This is a genomic window from Micromonospora sp. L32, from assembly GCF_052068055.1.
Classification (GTDB): domain Bacteria; phylum Actinomycetota; class Actinomycetes; order Mycobacteriales; family Micromonosporaceae; genus Micromonospora; species Micromonospora purpureochromogenes.
Genome location: NZ_JBQHDD010000002.1, coordinates 707,960 through 730,940, shown reverse-complemented (window position 1 = coordinate 730,940; position 22,981 = coordinate 707,960). Strand labels below are relative to the sequence as shown.

20 protein-coding genes are annotated in these 22,981 nt (G+C 72.2%); 13 read left to right on the top strand and 7 right to left on the bottom strand.

Going from position 1 to position 22,981, the window contains the following annotated elements; genetic code table 11:
- Nucleotides 1-155: 155 nt before the first annotated feature.
- Nucleotides 156-614, bottom strand: a complete 459-nt coding sequence (locus tag ACTMTB_RS08100; protein ID WP_441143717.1) for a DUF5318 domain-containing protein — start codon at nucleotides 612-614, stop codon at nucleotides 156-158.
- Between the two features lie 174 nt (nucleotides 615-788).
- Here ACTMTB_RS08100 and ACTMTB_RS08095 point away from each other — a divergent pair, with 174 nt between their 5' ends.
- Both ACTMTB_RS08095 and ACTMTB_RS08090 read left to right on the top strand, forming a co-directional pair.
- A complete protein-coding gene (locus tag ACTMTB_RS08095) occupies nucleotides 789-1,427 on the top strand; it encodes a PadR family transcriptional regulator (protein ID WP_441143715.1) in 639 nt (212 codons plus the stop codon).
- Between the two features lie 23 nt (nucleotides 1,428-1,450).
- Nucleotides 1,451-2,530 (top strand): inositol-3-phosphate synthase, encoded by a 1,080-nt coding sequence (locus tag ACTMTB_RS08090; RefSeq protein WP_334569959.1) that lies wholly within the window; start codon nucleotides 1,451-1,453, stop codon nucleotides 2,528-2,530.
- Nucleotides 2,531-2,613: 83 nt separating this feature from the next.
- On the opposite strand, the gene ACTMTB_RS08085 is transcribed toward ACTMTB_RS08090, so the two are convergent.
- From ACTMTB_RS08085 to ACTMTB_RS08075, 3 genes are all read right to left on the bottom strand, one after another.
- A complete protein-coding gene (locus ACTMTB_RS08085; RefSeq protein ID WP_441143713.1) occupies nucleotides 2,614-3,528 on the bottom strand; it encodes a hypothetical protein in 915 nt (304 codons plus the stop codon).
- A 119-nt stretch (nucleotides 3,529-3,647) separates the two neighbouring features.
- A complete protein-coding gene (locus ACTMTB_RS08080) occupies nucleotides 3,648-4,568 on the bottom strand; it encodes a hypothetical protein (RefSeq protein WP_441143711.1) in 921 nt (306 codons plus the stop codon).
- A gap of 125 nt (nucleotides 4,569-4,693) precedes the next feature.
- Nucleotides 4,694-5,173, bottom strand: a complete 480-nt coding sequence (locus ACTMTB_RS08075; RefSeq protein ID WP_441143709.1) for a methylated-DNA--[protein]-cysteine S-methyltransferase — start codon at nucleotides 5,171-5,173, stop codon at nucleotides 4,694-4,696.
- 143 nt (nucleotides 5,174-5,316) lie between these two features.
- Between ACTMTB_RS08075 and ACTMTB_RS08070 the strand changes: the two genes are divergently transcribed.
- Together ACTMTB_RS08070 and ACTMTB_RS08065 are read left to right on the top strand one after the other, a co-directional pair.
- Complete coding sequence (locus ACTMTB_RS08070; protein WP_441143707.1) at nucleotides 5,317-5,859, top strand: hypothetical protein; 543 nt, start codon at nucleotides 5,317-5,319, stop codon at nucleotides 5,857-5,859.
- 41 nt (nucleotides 5,860-5,900) lie between these two features.
- Complete coding sequence (locus ACTMTB_RS08065; RefSeq protein WP_441143705.1) at nucleotides 5,901-7,430, top strand: flotillin family protein; 1,530 nt, start codon at nucleotides 5,901-5,903, stop codon at nucleotides 7,428-7,430.
- Nucleotides 7,431-7,474: 44 nt separating this feature from the next.
- Here the strand turns inward: ACTMTB_RS08065 and ACTMTB_RS08060 are convergent, their stop codons facing one another.
- Entirely contained in the window at nucleotides 7,475-8,944 is a 1,470-nt protein-coding gene (locus ACTMTB_RS08060) for a CCA tRNA nucleotidyltransferase (RefSeq protein WP_441143703.1), read from the bottom strand.
- Nucleotides 8,945-9,073: 129 nt separating this feature from the next.
- Between ACTMTB_RS08060 and murJ the strand changes: the two genes are divergently transcribed.
- From murJ to ACTMTB_RS08025, 7 genes are all read left to right on the top strand, one after another.
- Nucleotides 9,074-10,816, top strand: coding sequence for a murein biosynthesis integral membrane protein MurJ (gene murJ, locus ACTMTB_RS08055; protein WP_441143701.1), 1,743 nt, complete (start codon nucleotides 9,074-9,076; stop codon nucleotides 10,814-10,816).
- 453 nt (nucleotides 10,817-11,269) lie between these two features.
- Entirely contained in the window at nucleotides 11,270-12,880 is a 1,611-nt protein-coding gene (locus ACTMTB_RS08050; RefSeq protein ID WP_441143699.1) for a protein kinase family protein, read from the top strand.
- Nucleotides 12,881-12,923: 43 nt separating this feature from the next.
- Complete coding sequence (gene sigM, locus ACTMTB_RS08045) at nucleotides 12,924-13,700, top strand: RNA polymerase sigma factor SigM (RefSeq protein ID WP_441143697.1); 777 nt, start codon at nucleotides 12,924-12,926, stop codon at nucleotides 13,698-13,700.
- Nucleotides 13,697-14,674: a hypothetical protein gene (locus ACTMTB_RS08040; protein ID WP_441143695.1), complete on the top strand. Its 978-nt coding sequence runs from the start codon at nucleotides 13,697-13,699 to the stop codon at nucleotides 14,672-14,674. Before sigM ends, ACTMTB_RS08040 begins: the two co-directional genes overlap by 4 nt.
- A gap of 192 nt (nucleotides 14,675-14,866) precedes the next feature.
- Entirely contained in the window at nucleotides 14,867-15,820 is a 954-nt protein-coding gene (gene trxB, locus ACTMTB_RS08035; RefSeq protein ID WP_280838865.1) for a thioredoxin-disulfide reductase, read from the top strand.
- 36 nt (nucleotides 15,821-15,856) lie between these two features.
- Entirely contained in the window at nucleotides 15,857-16,180 is a 324-nt protein-coding gene (gene trxA, locus ACTMTB_RS08030; protein ID WP_088959679.1) for a thioredoxin, read from the top strand.
- 194 nt (nucleotides 16,181-16,374) lie between these two features.
- Nucleotides 16,375-17,532 (top strand): N-acetylmuramoyl-L-alanine amidase, encoded by a 1,158-nt coding sequence (locus tag ACTMTB_RS08025; RefSeq protein ID WP_441143692.1) that lies wholly within the window; start codon nucleotides 16,375-16,377, stop codon nucleotides 17,530-17,532.
- Between the two features lie 36 nt (nucleotides 17,533-17,568).
- On the opposite strand, the gene ACTMTB_RS08020 is transcribed toward ACTMTB_RS08025, so the two are convergent.
- Nucleotides 17,569-18,234, bottom strand: a complete 666-nt coding sequence (locus ACTMTB_RS08020; protein WP_357614606.1) for a GNAT family N-acetyltransferase — start codon at nucleotides 18,232-18,234, stop codon at nucleotides 17,569-17,571.
- A 296-nt stretch (nucleotides 18,235-18,530) separates the two neighbouring features.
- Here ACTMTB_RS08020 and ACTMTB_RS08015 point away from each other — a divergent pair, with 296 nt between their 5' ends.
- Together ACTMTB_RS08015 and ACTMTB_RS08010 are read left to right on the top strand one after the other, a co-directional pair.
- Nucleotides 18,531-19,841 carry a PLP-dependent aminotransferase family protein gene (locus ACTMTB_RS08015; protein ID WP_441143689.1) on the top strand — a complete coding sequence of 437 codons (1,311 nt, stop codon included), beginning with the start codon at nucleotides 18,531-18,533 and terminating at the stop codon, nucleotides 19,839-19,841.
- Nucleotides 19,842-19,848: 7 nt separating this feature from the next.
- Complete coding sequence (locus ACTMTB_RS08010) at nucleotides 19,849-20,847, top strand: D-alanine--D-alanine ligase family protein (RefSeq protein ID WP_441143687.1); 999 nt, start codon at nucleotides 19,849-19,851, stop codon at nucleotides 20,845-20,847.
- A 347-nt stretch (nucleotides 20,848-21,194) separates the two neighbouring features.
- Here ACTMTB_RS08010 and ACTMTB_RS08005 read toward each other — a convergent pair whose 3' ends face one another.
- Nucleotides 21,195-22,187 (bottom strand): hypothetical protein, encoded by a 993-nt coding sequence (locus ACTMTB_RS08005; protein WP_441143685.1) that lies wholly within the window; start codon nucleotides 22,185-22,187, stop codon nucleotides 21,195-21,197.
- Nucleotides 22,188-22,981 lie beyond the last annotated feature (794 nt).

Sequence of the window (22,981 nt, the reverse complement as noted above, 5' to 3'; positions counted from 1 at the left end):
CACCGGGTTGCCGTGAGTTGACACACGTGACGCCCGCTCTTGGTGGGACCGGAGCGGGACCGTCTTATACGTACTATTCGGACCTATCGGGCCAGGTAGCTGCCGGGCGGGGGGACCGTCGTCGACGGCACCGGTAGCGACCGGTCCAGCCAGCTTCACCGTTGCGCCTCTCGCCTTCGCTCCTGGGCCGACATGGCCCCGGGGGCGGTCACGCCGCCCACCGCACCCGACTCCGACCCGCCCTCGGCCAGCCCGTCCCGGCCGAGCAGGAACTGCTCGACGAGATGGTTCCAGTCACAGCCGAGGCACACCTCCACCACGAAGACCTGGAACTCACGCAGCGTCATCGCCAGCGCGGGCAACTCGGCCAACGTGCGCGCCTGGCCGGCGGAGTGCTTGAGTTCGTCCCCGTAAATGTAGTGGACGTGGGTGAGGTTCTCGCTCCGGCAGATCGGGCAGCGCTCCTCGGTGGGCTCGCCGTGGAACCGGGCGGCGTTCTTCAGGTACGGCGAGGCGTCGCAGACGTCGTACGTGCCGACCCGGCCCGCGAGGAGCTCACGCAGGACCGCCCGCTTCTGGAGCGAGTAGTCCACCACCTGGCGTGCCGTACGCATGCGGTGAAGGGTACGCGGTCCGGCCGGGTGAGGCGACCGCCGTCACGATGAGTGACAGAAACATCCCGGAGCGGGGGTTTGCCCTGATCGCTGGTGAGGTACTAACGTGCGATGTATCGGTCCGATACATCGAGGCGGTTAACGTCCCTGCACCCGGGGTAGGAAGGATGGCCCGTGCTCGAGCTCGCCATCCTCGGCCTCCTGCAGGAGTCACCGATGCACGGCTACGAGCTCCGCAAGGAGCTCACCGCCAAGCTGGGTGCCATCCGGGCGGCGATCAGCTACGGCTCGCTCTACCCGACCCTGCGCCGGCTGCAGGCGGCGGGCTGGATCACCGAGGCCGCCGAGACACCCGCGTCCGCCGAGGAGGTTCCCGCGCTGACCAGCCGACGAGGTCGGGTGGTCTACAAAATCACCGCGGAGGGCAAGGAACGCTTCGCCCAGCTCATCGCACAGGCGGGGCCCGAGACGTACGACGACACGGGCTTCGGCGTGCACTTCGCGTTCTTCGCCCGGACCGACCAGGCGACCCGACTCCGGATCCTGGAGGGTCGCCGACGCACGATCGAGGAGCGTCGCGAAGGGCTTCGTGACGTGCTGGGCCGGGCGGCCGAGCGCCTCGACGCGTACACCCTGGAACTGCAACGCCATGGGCTCGACGCCTGTGAGCGCGAGGTCCGCTGGCTGGAGGAGCTCATCGCCAACGAGCGCTCCGGCCGTGCCCCGACGGTCCCGAAACCCGGGACGGCCGGCGGCCGACGAGACAACAACAGCCCGCCCCCGCCTGGAGAGTCCAGGAAAGAGCGGCCGTGATGAAGAAGAAGGAGGCAGACGCTATGGGCTCCGTCCGCGTCGCCATCGTCGGTGTGGGTAACTGCGCCTCGTCCCTCGTACAGGGCGTGGAGTACTACCGGAACGCCGACCCGAACGACCGCGTCCCGGGTCTCATGCACGTCACCTTCGGCGACTACCACGTCTCGGACGTGGAGTTTGTCGCGGCGTTCGACGTGGACGCCAAGAAGGTGGGCATGGACCTCGCCGAGGCGATTGTGGCCAGCGAGAACAACACCATCAAGCTGTGCGACGTGCCGCCGACCGGCGTCACCGTGCAGCGCGGCCCGACCTTCGACGGCCTGGGCCAGTACTACCGCGAGATCGTCGAGGAGTCCGACGCCGAGCCGGTCGACGTGGCCAAGGCGCTGCGGGACGCGCAGGTCGACGTGGTCGTCTCCTACCTGCCGGTGGGCTCGGAGCAGGCCGACAAGTTCTACGCCCAGGCCGCGATCGACGCCGGTTGCGCGTTCGTCAACGCCCTGCCGGTCTTCATCGCCTCCGACCCCGAGTGGGCCAAGAAGTTCGAGGACGCGGGCCTGCCGATCGTCGGTGACGACATCAAGAGCCAGGTCGGCGCGACCATCGTGCACCGGGCGCTGGCGAAGCTCTTCGAGGACCGCGGGGTGGAGCTGCTGCGCACGTACCAGCTCAACTTCGGCGGGAACATGGACTTCATGAACATGCTGGAGCGCAACCGCCTGGTGTCGAAGAAGATCTCCAAGACCCAGTCGGTTACCTCCCAGATCCCGCACGAGATGAGCAAGAGCGACGTGCACATCGGCCCGTCGGACCACGTGCCGTGGCTCGACGACCGCAAGTGGGCCTACATCCGCCTGGAGGGCCGCTCCTTCGGTGACACCCCGCTCAACGCCGAGCTCAAGCTCGAGGTTTGGGACTCGCCGAACTCCGCCGGTGTGATCATCGACGCCGTCCGCGCCGCGAAGATCGCCCTGGACCGCAAGATCGGCGGCCCGATCCTGTCTGCCTCGTCGTACTTCATGAAGTCCCCGCCGGTGCAGTACGCCGACCACGACGCGCACGCCGCCGTCGAGTCCTTCATCAAGGGCGAGGTCGAGCGCTGACGCGCTGACCAGCAGCACCGCCGAGGGCCGGGTCCGAACGGACCCGGCCCTCGGTGTGTTCCGAACGCACTACCCGCCGACCGTCAGCTCTCCCACGCCGCCTTGCCGCCGACGTCGATGCGATTCGCCCGGACCGGCAGGGCGGAGCGGGGGTTGACCCGGCCCGCGCCGACGACAGCCGCGGTGATGTCGAGGATGACGTGCGTGGTCCGGTTGGTGTAGATGCTGATCAGATCGCTGGCATTGCGCGCCTCCGGGTCGCTACCGATTCCGCAGACAAACGCGTTGGAGACGATCTGGTTCGGGGCGAAGTTGATCGACGAGAAGTCGGTCGGCCGGGTGGTTCCGAATGGATAGACCTGAGCGAAGCCGCCGAGCGTCGGCTGCACCACGGTCAGCGTCCCGAAGACCGCGTCCGCGCAGTACAGGTGATCGGTCAACCGGAGGCTGATCGACCGACCGGCCAGCAACCGGCCGCTGGCGTCGAGGTATCCGGTTTCGCGGACCAGCCCGCGGGAGCTGGCGTACCGGGTGTCGAGCACCCGTTGCGGCACGAGCGGCACGATCCGGTTGCTGTTGGCGGTGGTGTGGACGACGTGCCGATCGTTGCTGCCGTTCCCGGACCTGGTGACGATCCAGATGTTGCCCTCGACGTCCATGCCGATCGAGCCGGCCTCGGCGAGGTTGGAGAGGGTGGTCCCGCTCGGCATGAGTTGCAGGGCCGGTTCGGCCCACACCTCACCGCCGGGGCCACTGTCGTAGGTCCGGACGTTCTGCAGCCGAAGGGTCGCCCTGGCACCGGTGTTCCGCAGGGTGGTGGCGGCGTCGACCACGTTGGTCGCACCCTGGACCACCGGGTCCCCGGCGGCGGCCTGGGCCGGGGTGGCGCCGGCGACACCCACCACGCCCGCGCCGGCCACCCCGGCGGCGACCGTGCTGGCCCGGCGGAGCAGCCCCCGACGGCCGATGCTGTCCTGCTCGTGCTGCGCTTCTGACATACCGAGATCCCCGTATCGGTAGGAAGGAATGGCCAGGCGATCCTTCCAAATCGGACTCCCGTTGACAACAGCCGAGGGCCGGGCCACGCGGACCCGGCCCTCGTCGCGTACGGGGGTGGCTACTTGGCCCAGGACGGCTTGGTCCGCCGGGCCAGTTGCGTCCGCTGGTCCTCCGCCGCCAGTTGGTCGTCGGTGGGCAGGATCGCCGGGTTGACCCGGCCGGCCGCGACGACGAACGCCACCACGTCGAGGATCACGTGGGTGGTCTGCTGCGCGTGCACGGAGATGTAGTCGATCACCGGGCTGATCCCGGTCAGGAAGAAGTTCGACAGCGTCTGGCCGGCCTGAAAGTTGATCGTCGAGAACGCGGGCGGACGCTTAGCCGAGTGCGGGTAAACCTGCAGGAACCCGGCGGCGAGCGCGCCGGTGACGGTCACGTTGCCGTACACGGCCTGACCGGAGTAGACGAATTCATCCAGGTTGACCTGGATCGTGCGGCCGCGCAGCAGCCGGCCCGAGCTGTCCAGGTTGCCGGCCGGGTTCACGATGCGGGCCCGACCGGCGGCGGTCCGGGTGTCGATCACCCGCTGCGGCACGACCGGCACCAGCTGGTTGGTGTTCGTCTCCGTCCGGATGTACTCGACGAAGTTGCCCTCCTCGGGCGGCAGGCCCTCGCCGGTGACCGCCCAGATCGTCCCGGAACGATCCATCGCGATCGAGCCCATCTCGGACTTCTGGTTGATGCTCTCCCCGTTCGGGGTCAGCCGCAGGGCCGGGCTGGCGACCTGGACCCCCTCCATGTCGGTGATAGTGGGGTTCTCCAGGCGGAGGGTGGCGGAGGTGGCCGAGCCGCCGCGCACGGTGGTGGGCGTGCCCGCCTCGTTGACCCGCCCCTGGAGCACCGGTTGACCCGGTGCGGCCTGGGCCGGGCCGGCGGCGGCCGCGCCCACCGCGGCGGTGCCGGCGAGGCCGGCGGCGACAGTGCCCGCCCGACGCAGCAGATGGCGGCGGCCGATGGCGCTGTCCTGGTCCTTGTTCACGACTGTGTCCCCCGTGTGGTGGTGGTGGATGACGCCTCGGTCGTACCGGTGATCGAGATGCCTCATGCCGGGGGAACGCCTGATCGGACGATCAGGTTGCAGTCGGGCGCCGCAATCTCTCAGGCTCAGGACCAGGCGCGGCGCAGGGCGACCCCGGCCTCCAGCTCCAACAGCCGCACCTTGCGCGGCAACCCACCACCGAAGCCGACGAGCTTGCCGCCCGCGCCGACGATCCGGTGGCACGGCACGAGCACCGGGACCGGGTTGCGGTTGCAGGCCACCCCGACCGCCCGGGCGGCGCCGGGGTCGCCGACCAGCCGGGCCACCTCGCCGTAGGTGAGCGTCTCCCCGTACGGGATGCGGGTCATCTCCCGCCAGACCGCCCGCTCGAACTCGGAGCCGCGCCGCGCCGCCACCGGCACTCCGAAGTCGGTCAGCTCCCCGGCGAAGTACGCCCGCAGCTCCGTCACCGCCCGCCGGGCCAGCTCGTCACCGGGCTCGTCCGCCGCCGACTCCACCCGGCCGAAGTGCGCGCCGCACACCACCTCGTCGTCGGTGGCCACGGAGAACTCCCCGATCGGCGAGTCGAGCACGGTCCAGCGCATGCCGCCATTCTTCCCCGCCGGTACGACGGCCGGGCGACCAGCCTTCGTCGCGACAACTCTGGGGAGAGCAGACGAAGCCGCCGTCGGCCCCCGGGAACTGGTCGACCGGGACGTCACCGTGGCCCCGCAATAATCCGGCGGGAATGTTGCACGACGTCGATACCGTGCAGGTCGTGGCCACGGGGACCTTCATCTTTCTGATCATCGGTGGGGCGGGCGTCGCCGTGCTGGCGCTCTCCCTGCTCGGCGCCGAGTTGCTCCACTTCGGTCACGCCGATGTCGACGGCCCGGTCTCGGTCGAGGCGGTCGCCGGTTTCCTCGGCGCGTTCGGCTTCGGCGCCGCGATCGTCAACGAGCTGGTCGGCGGCCGTAACCCGGGGATGGTCGCGGCGGCGGCGGCCGGTGGCGCGCTCGCCGCCGTGCCCACCGCCTGGCTCGCGGCCCGGCTGAGCCGGGCGGCGCGGGACATGCGGACCGACCCCACCCCGACCCGGGACGACCTGGTCGGCGCGCTCGGCCTGGTGGTCACCCCGGTGCCCGCCGTCGGTTACGGCGAGGTCCGGGTACGCGTCGCCGGCCAGCCGGTGAAGCTCAACGCCCGTGCCGACCACCCGATCCCGGTCGGCGCGCAGATCTTCGTGGTGCAGGCGCTGAGCGAAACCAGCGTCCACGTCGAGACCTACTGACCACCCCCTCCTCACCCCCCTTCGCAGAGACGGAACTGCCCATGCCCCTTGTCATCGCCGTCGGCGGCGCGGTCCTGCTGGCGCTCGTCCTGGTGCTCTTCGTGCTCTCCCGGATCAAGGTCGCCGGCCCCAACGAGGCGTTCATCGTCACCGGCCGCAAGGGCCGGACCACGCAGACCGCCGACGGTGGCCGCTCCACCGACATGTCCGGCCAGAAGGTCGTCCTCGGCGCCTCGGTCTTTGTGCTGCCGGTGGTGCAGAAGCTCCAGTCGCTCGACCTGTCCAGCCGCCGCATCGACGTGGGCATCCGGGGCGCGGTGAGCAAGCAGGGCATCCGCACCGACCTGCACGGTGTGGCGATCGTCAAGGTCGGCGGCACCGAGGACGCCATCCGCGCCGCCGCCCAGCGCTTCCTGCACCAGCAGGACGAGATCGACAACTTCACCCGCGAGGTGCTGGCCGGCGCGCTGCGCTCGATCGTCGGCCGGCTCACCGTCGAGGAGGTCATCCGGGACCGGGCGGCGTTCGCCAGCGCGGTGGCCGAGGAGGCCGAGCACTCGATGACCAACCAGGGTCTGGTGCTGGACACCTTCCAGCTTCAGGACATCCTCGCCGAGGGTTCCTACCTGCAGGACCTGGGTCGGCCGGAGGCCGCCCGGGTGCTCAAGGACGCGGCCATCGCCGAGGCGCGCGCCCGGCAGCAGGCCGAGCAGGAGCGGCTACTCGCCGAGGAGGCGATTGCCGAGGCCAACCGGAACCTGTCGCTCAAGCAGGCCGCGATCCAGGCCGAGATCGACGCGGCCAAGGCCCGGTCCGCGGCGGCCGGCCCGCTGGCCCAGGCCGAGCGGGACCAGGCAATCCTCTCCGAGCAGCAGAAGGTGGCCGAGCGCAACGCCGAGCTGAAGCAGCGCCAGCTCGACACCGAGGTGCGCAAGCCGGCCGACGCGGCCCGCTACAAGGTGGAGCAGGAGGCCGAGGCGGCCCGCAACGCGGCGGTGCTCAACGCCGACGCGCAGCGGCAGGCCGTCATCGCCGCCGCCCAGGCCGCCGCCGAGCAGTCCCGGCTGACCGGTGAGGGCGAGCGGGCCCGCCGGGCCGCGCTCGCCGAGGCGAACGCGATCGAGGGTGCCAAGGAGGGTGAGGCGGAGCAGCGCCGGCGTTCGGCGATCGCCGAGGCGGTCGAGCGGGAGGGCCAGGCGGAGGCCGCGGCCATCCTGGCCAGGGGGCAGGCCGAGGCCGACGCGATGGCCCGCAAGGCGGAGGCGTTCGCCGCGTACGGCGAGGCGGCCGTGCTGGACCTGCTGGTCAAGGTGCTGCCGCAGGTGGTCGAGGCGGCCAGCGCCCCGATCGGGGCGATCGACAAGATGACCGTCATCTCCACCGATGGCGCGTCGTCGCTGACGAAGTCGGTGGCCGGCAACGTGGCACAGGGCCTCCAGCTCGGCTCCGACCTCACCGGCATCGACCTGCCCGGCCTGCTCGCCCGGCTCGGCTCGGCGTCCGCCGGCGGTTCGACGTCGGCGGGCAACGGCAAGGCCGCGGTCGACGGCAGCGCGGTCGAGACCCGCTGACCAGCCGCCGAGGGCGCCGTCGGAGTCCGACGGCGCCCTCGGCGTCAGCTCTGGCCGATGATGCCCTGCTCGCGGGCCCAGCGCAGCAGCTCCGCCTCGGCCTCGTCCCGCTCCAGCGGGCCGCGCTCCAGGCGCAGCTCCTTGAGGTACTGCCAGGCCCGCCCGACGACCGGCCCCGGCGGTACGCCGAGCAGCTCCATGATCGCGTTGCCGTCGAGGTCGGGGCGGACCCGGGCGAGGTCCTCCTCGGCGGCGATCCGGGCGATCCGCTCCTCCAGCGCGTCGTAGTCCGCCGCGAGCTGGGCCGCCTTGCGGCGGTTGCGGGTGGTGCAGTCCGAGCGGGTCAGCTTGTGCAGCCGGGGCAGCAGATCACCGGCGTCGGTGACGTACCGGCGCACCGCCGAGTCGGTCCACTCGCCCCGGCCGTACCCGTAGAACCGCAGGTGCAGGGCGACCAGGGTGACCACCTGCGCGGTGACGTCCTTGGGGTAGCGCAGCGCCTTCATCCGGGCCTTGGTCAGCCGCGCGCCGACCACCTCGTGGTGGTGGAAGCTGACCCGGCCGTCCGGCCCGACCGACTTGGTGGCCGGCTTGCCCACGTCGTGCATGAGCGCGGCCATCCGGAGCACGAAATCGCAGCCGTCGGTCTCGTACGAGACCGCGTTGCTGACCACGGTGAGGGTGTGCTCGTAGACGTCCTTGTGCTGGGCGTGCTCGTCGATCTCCAGCTTGAGCCCGGTCAGCTCGGGCAGGAAGCGCTCGGCCAGCCCGGTGTCGACCAGCAGCCGCAGCCCGGTGATCGGGTCGGCGCCGCAGAGCAGCTTGCTGAACTCGTCCCGGATCCGCTCGGCGGTGATCCGGTCCAGGTCGGCGGCCATCCGGGTCATCGCCTCGTGCACGTCGGGGTGCACGGCGAAGCACAGCTGCGCGGCGAAGCGGGCCGCCCGCAGCATCCGCAGCGGGTCGTCGCCGAAGGACTCCCGGGGGGTGCCGGGGGTACGGATCACCTTGGCCGCGAGGTCGTCCAGGCCGCCGTGCGGGTCGGTGAACCGGTGGTCGGGAACACTGACCGCCATCGCGTTGATGGTGAAGTCCCGCCGCCGCAGGTCCTCGGTGAGGCTGGTCCCGTACTCGACGATCGGGTTCCGGCTGACCTGGTCGTACGCCTCGGCGCGGAAGGTCGTGATCTCGATCCGGAGCCCGTCGCGCTGGAGGCCGATGGTGCCGAACTCGCGGCCGGTCTCCCAGATCGACTCGGCCCAGCCCTTGATGATCCGCAGCGTCTGGTCGGGATGGGCGTCGGTGCAGAAGTCCAGGTCCTCACCGAGCCGGCCGAGCAGGGCGTCGCGGACGGAACCGCCCACCAGGTGCAGCTCGTGCCCGGCGCGCGCGAAGCGGCGACCGAGCTCGTCGGCGACCGGGGACACGCGGAGCAGTTCGGCGACGGCGTTGCGCTGCGCGGCGGTGAGCTCGCGGCGGTCGGCGGCGTGGGGTGCGGAGGCAGCTTCGGACATGGGATCGCCAGCCTATCGGGCCGGGGCGGGATCTGATCCGCCGGGCGCGGGTATGAGGGCGGCGTTGACTAAGGTCTTGGGCGTGCGGGCCGGTCGTCCGGCTCCGACGTACCCCCTTGGAGGCAGGAGATGAGCGGCGGGCTCTACCGCAGCGCGAACGCCACGCCGGACGGTGCGATCCCGCCGACCGACGAGGCGACCTTCATCTCCGCCGAGCCGCTGAACCAGCCGGCGGTGGAGGCCACCGCGCCGCCGCCAGAGCAGGTGGGGGAAGCCAGCGCTGCGGCGAACAGCGCGGTGATGGCGGTCGGCAGCCTGATCAGCCGGGGTACGGGCTTCATCCGCAACCTGATGATCGGCGCGGCGCTGGGCAACCTGGTCGGCAACGCGTACACCACCGCCCAGTTCCTGCCGAACCAGGTGTACGAGTTCCTGCTCGGCGGCGTGCTCACCAGCGTGCTGATCCCGGTGCTGGTCCGCCGCAGCAAGACCGACGCCGACCGGGGCGAGGCGTACGCGCAGCGGCTGCTCAGCCTGGCGGTGATCACGCTGGCCGTCGCCGCGCTGATCGCGGTGACGTCGGCGTCGGTGCTGACCGCCATCTACGCCAGCGGCAAGGACCGGGACTACACGGAACTCGTCACCAACCTGTCGTACCTGATGCTGCCGATGCTGTTCTTCACCGGCGTCAGCGCGCTGGTCGCCGCGGTGCTGAACACCCGGGGCCACTTCGCCGCCCCGATGTGGGCGCCGATCCTCAACAATCTGGTGGTCATCGGCGTCTTCGGCCTCTACATCCTGGTCTACGGGGCCGAGGCGCTGAAGCCCGGAGACCTGGGCGTGGGCCAGATCCTGCTGGTCGGCGGCGGCACCCTGCTCGGCGTGGCGGTGCAGGCCGCCGGGCTGCTGCCGGCGCTGCGCAAGGTCGGCTTCCGGTGGAAGTGGCGGTTCGACTTCCGCGAGCTGGGGCTGCGTGAGCTGGCCCAGCTCGGCGCCTGGATGTTCTGCTACGTCGCGGTCAACCAGCTCGGCCTCTTCGTGGTGGTCAACCTGCTCACCCGGGCGGCGGGCGAGGACAGCGCCGGCATCCTGATCTACAACAACGTCTTCCTGCTGCTGATGATGGCGCACGGCATCATCGCCGTCTCGATCATCACGGCGCTGATGCCGCGGATGAGCGCCGCCGCCGCGGACGGGCGCTTCCGCGACGTCACCGCCGACCTGTCCCGGGGCACCCGGATGGTGACGGCAGTGCTCGCCCCGATCGCGGTCTGCTACGCGGTCCTGGCCGGCCCGATCTCCCGGGTGGTCTTCCAGTACGGCGCCTTCGACGCCGAGAACGCCCGTGCCACGTCCACCGTGCTGCTGGTCGCGGCCGTGGGCCTCGTGCCCTTCGCGGTCAGCCAGCTCTTCACCTTCGCCTTTTACGCGCTGCCGGACACCCGCACCCCGGCGCTGGTCAACATCCCGGTGGTGGCGCTGCGGGTGCTGCTCCAGGTGGGCCTCTTCGTCGTCTTCTCGCCCGCCTTCGCGGCGGCGGGCATGATGCTCGGCAACGCGATCTCGTACGTCGCGGCGGCGGTCATCTCGGCGATGCTGCTGCGGCCGCGGGTCGGCCGGATCGGGCTCGGCGGGATCATGCGCACCATGGGCAAGGTGATCGTCGCTTCGCTCGGTGCGGCGCTGGTCGGCCTGCTGGTGGTCAACCTGCTCCCCGGCGACCCGGCCGACCTGGGCTGGCTCGCGGCGGCGGTCCAGCTGGTAATCGGCGGCGCGGTGATCGGCGCGACCTACCTCGGGCTGGCCATGGTGCTGCGGATCGGCGAGATCACCGAGGTCGTCGGGATGGTCCGCCGCCGGCTCGGCCGCTGAGCCGGCGACCGGTCGGCGGCCGGCCGCCGGCCGCCCGGTGCGGAGGGTGAACGAGGATGACCAGCCTGGGGACGTGGCTGTGGATAACCCCGCGTTTCCCCGGTCAGCTACCGAATCGGCCTGTGGACAACCAACCGTACGGCTGAGCATGGAGGGCCGTTCGGAGGGGAACCTGACAGGACGTCGGCGGACCGCCACACGAGGGCCGGCCCCTGCTGCGATCACTTGCGGTCAACCTCTAGATTGGCTAGTACATGTGCCAGCAACGTGGCTGACAACGGTCGTAACCGGGCGAGGTCGTCCACATCCGGCACGGTCGTCGGGCACGGCGGGAAGATGACATGTCGGGATGACGGGCAGTCCAGGTAAGGTCGCTCTCGACGGATACGGCAGGTGGCCGACGTACGCGTCGAGACGCCGGCCGGTTCCTTCGAAGGCAGAGCGGGAAGCCACATGCCCAGCAGCGCGGGTCCATCGATCGACACGATCACCGAGGGAGGACGGGTGACCCAGGTCGGCGAGGGTCAGGAGGCGGAGGAGACTGCTCCGCCCGTCATGACCTTCGGTGCTCCCACGGCCGGTGAGATCCTCGCCGAGCGGTACGAGCTGGTCGAGCACATCAACAACGACAGCGCCGGGCGGCTGGTCTGGCGGGGGGTCGACGTGGTGCTGCGCCGGCCGGTCGCGGTCGTGCTGCGCTACCCCGGCGGCGACTCCGCCACCGAGATGCTCCAGGCTGCGGTGGCCGCGAGCCGGGTCATCCACCCCAACCTGGTCGGCGTCTACGACGCGATCGACGAGGACGTGCGGGCGTACGTCGTCCGCGAGTGGGTCGACGGCAACTCCCTGCGCGAGATGGTCGCCGACGGGCCGATGGACCCGGCCCGGGCCACGGCCATCGGCAACGCCGTCGCCAGCGCGCTGGCCGCCGTGCACGCCACCGGCATGGTGCACGGCAACGTGCACCCGGGCACCGTGATGATCAGCGACGACGGCCGGGTGGTCCTGGCCGACGCGCGCACCGACGGCGCGGACAGCCAGGAGAACGACATCCGGGCGGTCGGCGGCATCCTCTACTTCGCCCTGACCGGGCACTGGCCGCACGCCGAGGCCCCGCTGCGCGGCGCGACCGCCGGGCACGGTCGGGCCGCCATCCCGGACGCGGTCCGGGACGCCAGCGGCGCGATCGCCGCGCCCCGGCAGGTCCGGGCCGGCGTGCCGGCGTACCTCGACGACCTGACCATGGACCTGCTCGACGCCGAGATCGCCCCGCCCTCGTCGGACGTGCTCGCCGCCGAGCTGGCCCGGCTCGACGTCCCAGCCGAGGACCACTTCCTCGACCAGACCGGCACCATCCGGTTCACCGCGGACCCGGGCGACGACCCGTCCCCGCTGGCTGCCGCCGGTGGGCGGAAGGTCGCCGTGGGCATCGCCGGCCTGCTGGCGGTCGCCCTGGTCGGCCTGCTCATCGGGATCAGCGCGCTGGGCGGCGACGACAAGTCGCCCGACACCGAGCCGGTCGCCCGCCCGTCGAACAGCGCCCCGTCCAACCAGGCGAGCGCACCCGCGCCCGCCGTGCGCAAGCTCAACGTCGAAGATGTCCGGATCGTCGACCCGGACAGCCGGGACCGCGCAGAGGTGCGCGACGCCGAGAAGGTGATCGACGGCGACGAGGACAAGGGCTGGGAGACCCAGAGCTACCGCAACAACGGCAAGTTCGGCGGCCTGAAGGATGGCATGGGCATCTGGATCGACCTGGGCGCGCCGCACACGGTGAAGTCCGTGCAGGCGGTCCTCTCGTCCACCGGGGCCTCCGCCGAGTTGCTCGCCGGTGAGGCCGACTTCCCGCCCAGCTCCGCCGGTGACAAGCAGCTGAAGGCCGCCTACACGACCCGGATCGGGCAGCCGTTCGAGGGGCACGACGGCACCAAGATGACCTTCAACGGCTTCGACGCCGACAAGACGTACCGCTATCTGCTCTTCTGGATCACCGAGCTGCCGGAGAAGGACAGCGGAGACGGCTGGAAGCTCGGCGTCCAGGAAATCACGGTCCAGGGGTCGTGAGCCGCCCGCCGCGCGCCCGGCACCGCATCCGACGGACGTGGTGATGGCCGGTCGCGGCGGGCGTACGCCCGATCCGGCGACCGGCGAGGCGGTGCCGGTCGTACCGCCGCGCGCGGTCCCGCCCGCCGAGGCGAGCGACGTCGAACTGCTCCGCGCCCACGTGGCCGGTGACCGGGACGCGTTCACCGAACTGTTCCACCGGCACCGTGACCGCCTCTGGGCGGTGGCCATGCGGACGCTCGGCGACCGCGAGGAGGCCGCCGACGCCCTCCAGGACGCGCTGCTCTCCGCCCACCGGGGCGCCGCCCGGTTCCGGGGTGACTCGGCCGTCACGACCTGGCTGCACCGGATCGTGGTGAACGCCTGCCTGGACCGGATCCGCCGCCGCCAGGCGCACCCGACCGTCCCGCTGCCCGACGGCACCCGGGTCGACGAGGGTGGCTCCGGCGGCATCGAGCCGGCCGCCCCGGCCGCGGACCACGACACCGCGCTGGTCGTCCGACAGGCCCTGGCCACGCTGCCGGTCGAGCAGCGGTCCGCCCTCGTGCTGGTCGACGTGCAGGGCTACCCGGTCGCCGAGGTGGCCCGGATCCTCGGCGTCGCCGAGGGGACGGTGAAGAGCCGCTGCGCCCGCGGCCGCGCCCGGCTGGCGGTCCAGCTCGGGCACCTGCGGACCGGCTCCGACGACGCCGGGCCGGATGCGGTCCCGGTCGCCGGCCGGGGCGTGCCCGGCGTCACCCTCGGGAACCCCCGGGCCTCGGAGGGCGTCGGATCGGGGTCGGGGCACTCCCGACGGGACCCCAACCAGGAGGACGCGTGACGGCCGGGAAGTTCAGCGGGGTCGACCACGACCTGCTCGCCGACTACCTCGGCGGGGCGCTGGACGGCACCCCGGAGGAGGCCTCCGTCGCGCGACTGGTCGAGCAGGACCCGGCCTGGGCCGAGGCGTACGCCGCGCTGGCGCCGGCCGTCGCCCGGGTCCGCGCCGACCTGGCCGACTGGGCCGAACCGGCCCCGCAGATGCCGCTCGCGGTCACCGAACGACTCACCGCCGCGCTGGCCGGCGCCGGGCCCGCCCCGGCCGACGCACCGGCGCTCACCACCCCGGCGGATGCCGTGACGCCGGCCGGCGAGCGGCATCCGCCGGTGCCGGCGCAGTCCGTGCGGGGTCCGGGGCGTACCGCCGGTGCCGGACGGGACGACGCGACCGGGCCGGGCCGTCGGCGCCGGCGCTGGGCGCGGCTCGCCGCCCCCGTCGCGCTGGCCGCGGCCTCGCTCGCGGCCGTCGGGCTCGGCGTCGACCACCTGCTCGACACCTCGGGGGGCGGCGGCACGGCCGAGTCGACGGTCGCCGGGGGCGACGCCGCCTCGGCGACGGCGCCCTTCCGGGTCACCGGCGCACCGCAGACCAGCGGCACCGACTGGACGCCGCAGACCCTGGCCGGTGGGGCGACCTCGACCGTGCTGCCCCAGGTGGCCACCGACCGCCCCGGGCTGGCACCGGGCGGGTCGACCGAGAAGGCCCCCGAGGCGGACCGGCGACCGTCCCCCGGCGGGCTCCTCCGGCTCGCCGCTCCGGACGCGCTGGACACCTGTCTCACCGAGGTCGCCGCCGAGCACGGACGCGGGGCGATCACGGTGGAACTGCTCGACTACGCCAGCTTCCAGGGGGAACCGGCGCTCGTTCTCCGGTTCGCCGATCCGTCGGGAGAGCGCTGGGCCTGGGCGAGCGGCGCGGAGTGTGGCGTGCCGGGATCCGGCGCGGACACCCGCTACCGGGCGCGGGTAGGGTGAGGTCAGGTCGCCGGCCATCCGTCGCCGCGTGACGTGACCCACCGGATGACCGGTTCGGGAATCCCCGGTTCGTACGATGACGTTCTGCAAGTCAGCCGCCGGCGTCGCTGAGCCGTCGGCACTCGGATCGGCGTCGTCCCGGCGGTGGGTCAGCCGGGGGCGGATGTCGAACACACACATCGGGAGACGGCAGTGGACGAGGTCCGCAACCTGATCATCATCGGCTCCGGGCCGGCCGGTTACACGGCGGCGGTCTACGCCGCGCGCGCCAACCTCAAGCCGCTCGTCATCGAGGGTGTGCAGTCCGGCGGCGCCCTGATGACGACCACCGAGGTGGAGAACTTCCCCGGCTTCGCCGACGGCATCCTCGGCCCCGAGCTGATGGACAACATGCGCAAGCAGGCCGAGCGGTTCGGCGCGGAGTTCCTCACCGACGACGTCACCCGGGTCGAGCTGCAGGACACCGGCATGATCGGGTCGGACGCGGTCAGCACCGTGTGGGTCGGCGAGACCGCCCACCGGGCCAGGGCCGTCATCCTCTCCACCGGTTCGGCCTGGCGTCCGCTGGGCGTGCCGGGCGAGCAGGAGTACCTGGGCCACGGCGTGTCGTCCTGCGCCACCTGTGACGGTTTCTTCTTCCGCGGCCAGCACATCGTCGTCGTCGGCGGTGGCGACTCCGCGATGGAGGAGGCGAGCTTCCTCACCCGGTTCGCCGACTCGGTCACCATCATCCACCGGCGCGACTCGTTCCGCGCCAGCAAGATCATGGCCGACCGCGCCCTCGGCAACGACAAGATCAAGGTTGAGTGGAACAGCACCGTCGAGGAGATCCTCGGCGAGGACGGCAAGGTCAGCGGCGTACGGGTCCGCAACGTGCACACCGGTGACACCAAGGTGCTCGACGTGACCGGCGTGTTCGTGGCGATCGGCCACGACCCGCGCAGCGAGCTCTTCCGGGGGCAGGTGGAGCTGGACGACGAGGGGTACGTGAAGGTCGAGGCGCCGAGCACCCGGACCAGCGTGCCGGGTGTCTTCGCCGCCGGCGACGTGGTCGACCACACCTACCGGCAGGCCATCACGGCGGCCGGCACCGGCTGCGCCGCCGCCCTCGACGCCGAGCGCTTCATCGCCACGATCAGCGGCTGAACAACCGAACAACGAAAGTCCCGGAGGAGGGTCATAGTGGGAGCAACAAAGGTCGTCACCGACGCGAACTTCGCCACTGACGTGCTGAAGTCCGACAAGCCGGTACTGGTGGACTTCTGGGCCGAGTGGTGCGGGCCGTGCCGCAAGGTCTCCCCGCTGCTGGAGGAGATCGCGGGCGAGATGGGCGACCAGGTCACCATCGTCAAGCTCAACATCGACGAGAACCCGGAGACCGCCCGCGCCTACCGGGTGATGTCCGTACCGACCCTCACCATCTTCAAGAACGGCGAGCCGGTGCAGTCGATCGCCGGCGCCAAGCCCAAGGGCGAGCTGGTCCGGCTCATCGAGTCGGCGCTCTGACGTTCGCAGCACCGGAACCCCCGTACCCTCCCCGGGTGCGGGGGTTCCGTCGTTCCCGGCCCTGAGCTGGGCGAACGCCGGGTGGACGGCCACCGGGCACGGTACGCTCCGTAGGCATCCGCTACGCGCCAGAGCACTCCGGTCGCGCGACCGTGGCGCCCGCCCAGCCAGCATCCGTGCAGAGGGGGTCGTGCGTGCGTCCGATCCGACCCGGTGACCGTGGGCCTGCGGTGACGGAGATCCGCACGGTCCTGACCGGCCTCGAACTGCTTCCGCCCGCCATCGGCGACGAGTTCGACGTCGCCACGGAACGCGCCGTCCGCGCCTTCCAGCAGTCCCGGGGGCTCAGCGTCGACGGTCGGGTGGGTGCCGAGACCTGGCGCGCCCTGGACGCCGCCCGCTGGCGGCTCGGCGCCCGCACCCTCTACCACGCGGTGCCCGAACCCCTCACCGGCGAGGACGTCCGGTCGCTCCAGGAGCGGCTGCTGGAGATGGGGTACGACGTGGGCCACGCCGACGCCATTTACGGCGTCCGCACCGCCCGCGCAGTGGCCCAGTTCCAACGCGAGGTGGGCCTGAAACCGGACGGCTCCTGCGGCCCGCACACCATGGGTGCGCTGCGCCGCCTCGGTCGCAAGGTGGTCGGCGGCCGGCCGCAGTGGCTCCGCGAGTCCGACGCGATCCGGCAGTCCGGGCCGACCCTGGTGGGGCGGACGGTGGTGATCGACCCCGGCCACGGGGGCACCGACCCGGGTGTGGTGGTGCCGGACGGCCCGCTGCGCTGGAGCGAGGCGGATCTGGTGCACGACCTGGCCAGCCGCTTGGAGGGGCGGCTGGCCGCGGCGGGCGTACGGGTGCAGCTGACCCGTGGCCCGACGCCGGCGACGTGCCTGCCGGACCCCGACCGGGCGCAGCTGGCCAACTCGCTCGGCGCGGACGTGTTCATCTCGCTGCACACCGACGGGCACGCCAACCCCGAGGCCGACGGGGTGGCCACCTACCACTACGGCACCGACAACGGCGTCACCTCGGCGACCGGGGAGCGGCTGGCCGGGCTGGTGCAGCGGGAGATCGTGGCGCGTACCGGGCTGCGCGACTGCCGTACCCACGCCAAGGCCTGGGACCTGCTGCGGCTGACCCGGATGCCGGCGGTACGCGTCGAGGTCGGCTACCTCACCTCGCCGCGGGACCGGAACCGGCTGGTGGACCCCCGGTTCCGGGACAAGGTGGTCGAGGCGATCGTGGCCGCCGTGCAGCGGATGTTCTTCCCGATCGAGCGGGACGTGCCGACGGGCTCGATCGACGTCAGCGAGCTGCGCAAGGTGGTGGCCGCCGGCGCGGTGATGGACTGAGCCGCCATCCAGGGCTTCCTTCCGGCGGGCCGGGCGTCAGCCGGTGGTGGCGCGGGTGGCCGGGGCGGGGCGTACCGGGCGGAGCAGGGTCTCCGGGCTCATCGAGCCGAGCAGCTTCTCCAGCGCGTACTCGACGTCGGACTTCCAGCTCAGCGCCGTGCGCAACTCCAGGCGCAGCCGGGGGTAGCGCGGGTGCGGCCGGACGGTCTTGAAGCCCACCGAGAGGAAGAAGTCGGCCGGGGCGACGCAGGCCCGGGTCGGGTCGTCGCCGTCGCCGAACTTGGCGTCGCCGAACGCCTCGATCGCCTTGATGCCGCGCTTGGTGAGGTCCCGCGCGACGCCCTGGACGAGCATCCGGCCCAGCCCGCCGCCGGCGAACGAGGACACCACGTTGGCGGTCATCAGCAGCGCCGCGTCGGCGGAGACCGGAGAGGTGGGGAAGGCCATCGACCGGGGGACGTAGGCGGGCGGGGCGTACATGACGAAGCCGGCGGGCATGCCGTCGACGTAGGCCAGCTTGCCGCAGGAGCCCCACTCCAGCAGGGTCTGGGAGACCCAGGCCTCCTTCTCCAGGCCGGGGTCACCGGCGGCGCAGGCCCGGTCGGCGGAGACCGGGTCGAGCTCCCAGTAGACGCACTGCCGGCACGGGCGGGGCAGGTCTTCCAGGGTGTCGAGGGTCAGACTGACCAGACGTCGCGACATTGGCGCATCCCCACAATAGGCTCGGAGGTGAAACCAGCGCGGAGGAGACGCCGCCGCCTTCCTGCCCCCCGACGAGCGATCGTACGCCGCCAGCCGACCGTACGGGAGGGGACGCGCGAACGACCACCCGAGCCGGGGACGGCGGTCCGGGATGTGGACGCGGCCCACGTCAGGGGTTCCGGGGTGGCGGCCGCGGACTAGGATCGACCAACCGGCGTCCCGCGCCGCCATGGTCGCCGGTTCCGCGGGTACCACACGGGGCGGGAGCCCGACCGACACCCGATCGAGGTGATGTCATGACCGGCACGACGCTCGACGACTACACCGACCGGTACGCCCGGCGCGTCCGCGGGATGACCGCCTCGGAGATCCGGGCGCTCTTCGCGGTGGCCAGCCGTCCGGAGGTCGTCTCGCTCGCCGGTGGGGCACCCTACATCGCCGCGCTGCCGCTCGACGCGGTCGGCGAGATGCTGGGCCGGCTCGGCTCCGAGCACGGGGCGACCACCCTCCAGTACGGCATCGGCCAGGGCACGCTGGAGCTGCGCGAGCGGATCTGCGAGGTGATGGCCCTCTCCGGCATCGACGCGTCCTGCGGCGCCTCCCCGGACGACGTGGTGGTGACCGTCGGCGGCCAGCAGGCCCTCGACCTGGTGGCCCGGCTCTTCCTCGACCCGGGGGACGTGGTGCTCGCCGAGGGCCCGACGTACGTCGGCGCGCTCGGGGTGTTCCAGGCCGCCCAGGCCCAGGTGGCGCACGTGCCGATGGACGACGAGGGGCTGATCCCCGAGGCGCTGGAGGTGGCCATCGCCGACCTGGCCCGCGCCGGGCGCCGGGTCAAGTTCCTCTACACCATCCCGACCTACCAGAACCCCACCGGCGTGACGCTGAGCGAGGAGCGCCGCGAGCGGGTGCTGGACATCTGCGAGCGCGCCGGCCTGCTCGTGGTGGAGGACGACCCGTACGGTCAGCTCGGGTTCGAGGGCGAGGCGCCCCTGCCGCTGCGGGCCCGCCGCCGCGACGGGGTCTTCTACCTGAGCACCTTCTCCAAGACCTTCGCCCCCGGCCTGCGGGTCGGCTGGATCCTCGCCCCGCACGCCGTCCGCGACAAGCTGGTGATCGCCAGCGAGGCGCAGATCCTCTGCCCCAGCGGCTACGCCCAGGCGGCCGTGGCGACGTACCTGTCGACGATGCCGTGGCGGCAGCAGCTGAAGGTCTACCGGGAGGTCTACCGGGAGCGGCGGGACGCGATGCTCACCGCGCTGGAGGACCTGATGCCGGACGGCACCACCTGGACCACCCCGGCCGGTGGCCTCTTCGTCTGGGCGAACCTGCCGGACGGGCTGGACGCCAAGGCGATGATGCCCCGCGCCATCGCCGCCCGGGTCGCCTACGTGCCGGGCACCGGCTTCTACGCGGACGGTTCCGGCACCGGCAACATGCGGCTCAACTTCTCCTTCCCGTCGCCCGAGCGGATCCGGGAGGGCGTCCGCCGCCTCGCCGGCGTGATGGAGCAGGACATCGCCATGCGCCGGGTCTTCGGCACGGTGACCCCGGCCGAACGCCGGCGGCAGGGCGGCGCGGACGCGCCCGGACCCGACTTGGCATGATTCCGGCATGGCCGTGACCTCTGCCGGGGCAACCCCCGTGACCGATCCCGCCGTCACCGCCGACCTGCACGTGCTGGTGCTCGCCGGTGGCCTCTCCTACGAGCGGGACGTCTCGCTGCGTTCCGGCCGCCGGGTGCTCGACGCGCTGCGCGCCGTCGGCGTGGAGGCGGAGCTGCGGGACGCCGACGTGGCGCTGCTGCCCGCCCTGGCCGCCGACCCGCCGGACGCGGTGGTGATCGCGCTGCACGGCGCGACCGGCGAGGACGGTTCGCTGCGCGGCGTGCTGGACCTCTGCGGCGTGCCGTACGTCGGCTGCGACGCCCGCGCCTCCCGGCTCGCCTGGGACAAGCCGTCGGCGAAGGCCGTGCTGCGGGAGAACGGCATCCCCACCCCCGACTGGGTGGCGCTGCCGCACGACCGCTTCTCCGAGTTGGGCGCGGTGGCGGTGCTCGACCGGATCGTGGACCGGTTGGGGCTGCCGCTGATGGTGAAGCCGACCCAGGGCGGTTCCGGCCTGGGCGCCGCCGTGGTCCGGGACGCCGCGGCGCTGCCCGCCGCGATGGTGGGTTGTTTCGCGTACGACTCGACGGCGCTGGTGGAGCGGTACGTGCCCGGCATGGACGTCGCCGTCTCCGTGGTGGACCTCGGTGACGGCCCGCGCGCCCTCCCGCCGGTGGAGATCGTGCCCCGCAACGGCGTGTACGACTACGCGGCCCGCTACACCGCCGGCCGGACCACCTGGCACGCCCCGGCCCGGCTGGACAGCGCCGTCGCCGACACGGTCGCCGAGGTGGCGCTGGCGGCGCACACCGCCCTGGGCCTGCGCGACCTGTCCCGGGTCGACCTGATCGTCGACGCCGACGGCCGACCGCACGTGCTGGAGGTGAACGTCTCGCCGGGCATGACCGAGACGTCGCTGCTGCCGCTGGCGGTCCAGGCGGCCGGGCTGGACTTCGGGCGGGTGCTGGGGTCGCTGGTCAGCCGCGCCGCCGTCCGGCGCGGCTGACCGCTTCCCGCGCATGCTGCGGCCTGCCGATGCGGCGGCCGCTTTGAACTACCCGCCGGCTGCATTGGGCCGGCGCGTCGGTGAACGACCGCCGAGTCGGCCCGGGCAGCGGTGACTCGCTCTCGGGAGCAGGACGACGACCGCGGCCAGTGGGTCGACGTTCCCGGCTACTACTCCACGACGGGTGTTCGCCCGCCGTGCGCTCCCGGTAGCTCCCTCACCTCGCGCTCGTTTCCGCGGCGTGGGCTACGCAGCGGACTGGCCGCCGACGCCGTTCCAGTCCCGTTGACTGCCTGGCGTCAGCAGAGCGATCAGCGTCGCGGGATCTGTCAGCGTCGCGGGATCTTTCACCGTCCCGGAGTCGTCGCTGTTCCCGGGCCCGTCGCTGTTCCCGTGCCCGTCGCTGTTCCAGACTTCGTCGCCGGGCCGGAGCTCGCCGCCGGGCCGGGAGCGTCATCGTGCCGGGGGCGTCCGCCCTGCCGGGGAGCGTTGTCCTCCTGGCCGCCGTTGCTGCCCTCCGCGTCGGCGCTGTCCGCGTCGGCCGTCATCTCGGTGTCGGCGGTCACCTCGGCGTCGTCGCCCCCGTTGCCGTCGTCGCCCGCTCTGACATCGCCAGTGTCAGCTCCTGCGGCGGCGTCGTCCGGGTCGTCCGCCGGTACGGGCGTCTCCTCGTCCGACTCGATCACCGACACCGGCTCCTCCTGCTGCTCTGCGGCGGCCTCCTGCTCCCGAGATGCCTGCGCGGACAGGCTGGACGGCGCCTGCCACTGGATGCGCGGTGGCTCGGCCAGTGGGCGTCCGCCGAACTCGGCCAGCCAGGCGGCCACCATGGCCAGGTTCTCCCGCCACTGGGACTCGGAGATGGGCGGCAGGATCGAGTCCCACAGCGACAGGAAGGTGCCCCGGAGCTGGAGCCGCCCGTACGGCCGGGCCAGGAACCACATGTGCAGGTGCGCCGACCCGTCGCCCCAGCGGTTGACGTGCACGCGGGCGACGCCGTCCAGCGACCGGATGGCGCGTTCCAGTCGTACCGTCATGACCCCCAGCTCGGCGGCGAGCAGGTTGGGCAGGTCGCCGAGGTCGAGGTGGGAGCGGGACTCCAGGATCAGCACCATCGGCAGGCCGGTGGGCCGGTCCATGGCGCGTACCCGCCAGCGCTCGCCCACCCAGATGTAGGCGTCGTCGGGGGCGTTGCAGGCCGTGCATTCCCGGTGCCCTTCGCCCTTGCGGGGCGGCTCGACCGGGACCGGATCCTCGAGTTGCTTGACGCGGAGGTCCCCCTCGAAGGGGAAGGAGGGCCACTGGGTGAAATCCGGGACTGCGGGAGGGGTGTCGTGCACGACGCTGACCCTAACCGAGTCGGAGACCGCTGTCCCTACCCGAACGACGGCGATCGTGAGTCCGTCTCGTGGGCGGCAGGGGTGCCGACCGAGGGCGTGCGGAGGCCGCCGGAGAGCAGTTGTCCACAGGCTGGTGAGATCACCACCACACCACGTCATCCACAGGCCAGGACGCCATCTGACACCGTGTTTCACGTGAAACGAGGGGTGCCTGTGGAAAACCGCTGTGGATAACCGGGGAGTCGAATCCACAGCCCTGACCACAGGCAGGGCGGGCCCGCTTCTCCCAACGAGCGAAGCGCCGGTTGGCTGCTGCCGGAGGCGGCGTTTCTGCCGAGCGTCGCGCGCCGAGAGGGCACCGGGATGGCCTTCCAGTCGACGACGGACGCCTCATCTTCAATCTGCCGCAGTTGGTGCTCCGGCTTCACCATGCCTGCGCCGCAGGGAGCGGTCCTCGGTCCGGATCGCTTCCACGTCGGTCGCGGGCGTCGGAGGTTGGAGCGGAAGCAATCCGGGGTAGGCCCGTCGCTCGTTTCACGTGGAACCTCGCCGGTTTCACGTGGAACGCCGCGAGGCGGCATCCCCGTGTGGCGATCGAGCGCGGCGATTTCGGGCCCGGCCGGGCACCGTCCCAGATGCGGACCGACCGCCGTGGCCGTCGAGCCGGTTCCGATGACAACCGGCCGACCTCCTGGAGCGAGGCGCTGACGCCGGTCGCTTGGCGTCCATTGGGTTCGACCGGAATGGCTCGGCCCGGGGTGGCGGTGTGGCTCGCTCTCGGCGTGATCCATGAG

Excerpts from the sequence above, each read along its gene's own strand:
- murJ (WP_441143701.1), top strand. The coding sequence starts at position 9,074 with ATGAGCGGCGGGCTCTACCGCAGCGCGAACGCCACGCCGGACGGTGCG.
- ACTMTB_RS08020 (WP_357614606.1), bottom strand. The coding sequence starts at position 18,234 with ATGTCGCGACGTCTGGTCAGTCTGACCCTCGACACCCTGGAAGACCTG.
- ACTMTB_RS08075 (WP_441143709.1), bottom strand. The coding sequence starts at position 5,173 with ATGCGCTGGACCGTGCTCGACTCGCCGATCGGGGAGTTCTCCGTGGCC.
- ACTMTB_RS08050 (WP_441143699.1), top strand. The coding sequence starts at position 11,270 with ATGCCCAGCAGCGCGGGTCCATCGATCGACACGATCACCGAGGGAGGA.
- ACTMTB_RS08010 (WP_441143687.1), top strand. The coding sequence starts at position 19,849 with ATGGCCGTGACCTCTGCCGGGGCAACCCCCGTGACCGATCCCGCCGTC.
- ACTMTB_RS08070 (WP_441143707.1), top strand. The coding sequence starts at position 5,317 with ATGTTGCACGACGTCGATACCGTGCAGGTCGTGGCCACGGGGACCTTC.
- ACTMTB_RS08085 (WP_441143713.1), bottom strand. The coding sequence starts at position 3,528 with ATGTCAGAAGCGCAGCACGAGCAGGACAGCATCGGCCGTCGGGGGCTG.
- ACTMTB_RS08100 (WP_441143717.1), bottom strand. The coding sequence starts at position 614 with ATGCGTACGGCACGCCAGGTGGTGGACTACTCGCTCCAGAAGCGGGCG.
- ACTMTB_RS08090 (WP_334569959.1), top strand. The coding sequence starts at position 1,451 with ATGGGCTCCGTCCGCGTCGCCATCGTCGGTGTGGGTAACTGCGCCTCG.
- ACTMTB_RS08060 (WP_441143703.1), bottom strand. The coding sequence starts at position 8,944 with ATGTCCGAAGCTGCCTCCGCACCCCACGCCGCCGACCGCCGCGAGCTC.
- sigM (WP_441143697.1), top strand. The coding sequence starts at position 12,924 with ATGGCCGGTCGCGGCGGGCGTACGCCCGATCCGGCGACCGGCGAGGCG.
- ACTMTB_RS08065 (WP_441143705.1), top strand. The coding sequence starts at position 5,901 with ATGCCCCTTGTCATCGCCGTCGGCGGCGCGGTCCTGCTGGCGCTCGTC.
- ACTMTB_RS08015 (WP_441143689.1), top strand. The coding sequence starts at position 18,531 with ATGACCGGCACGACGCTCGACGACTACACCGACCGGTACGCCCGGCGC.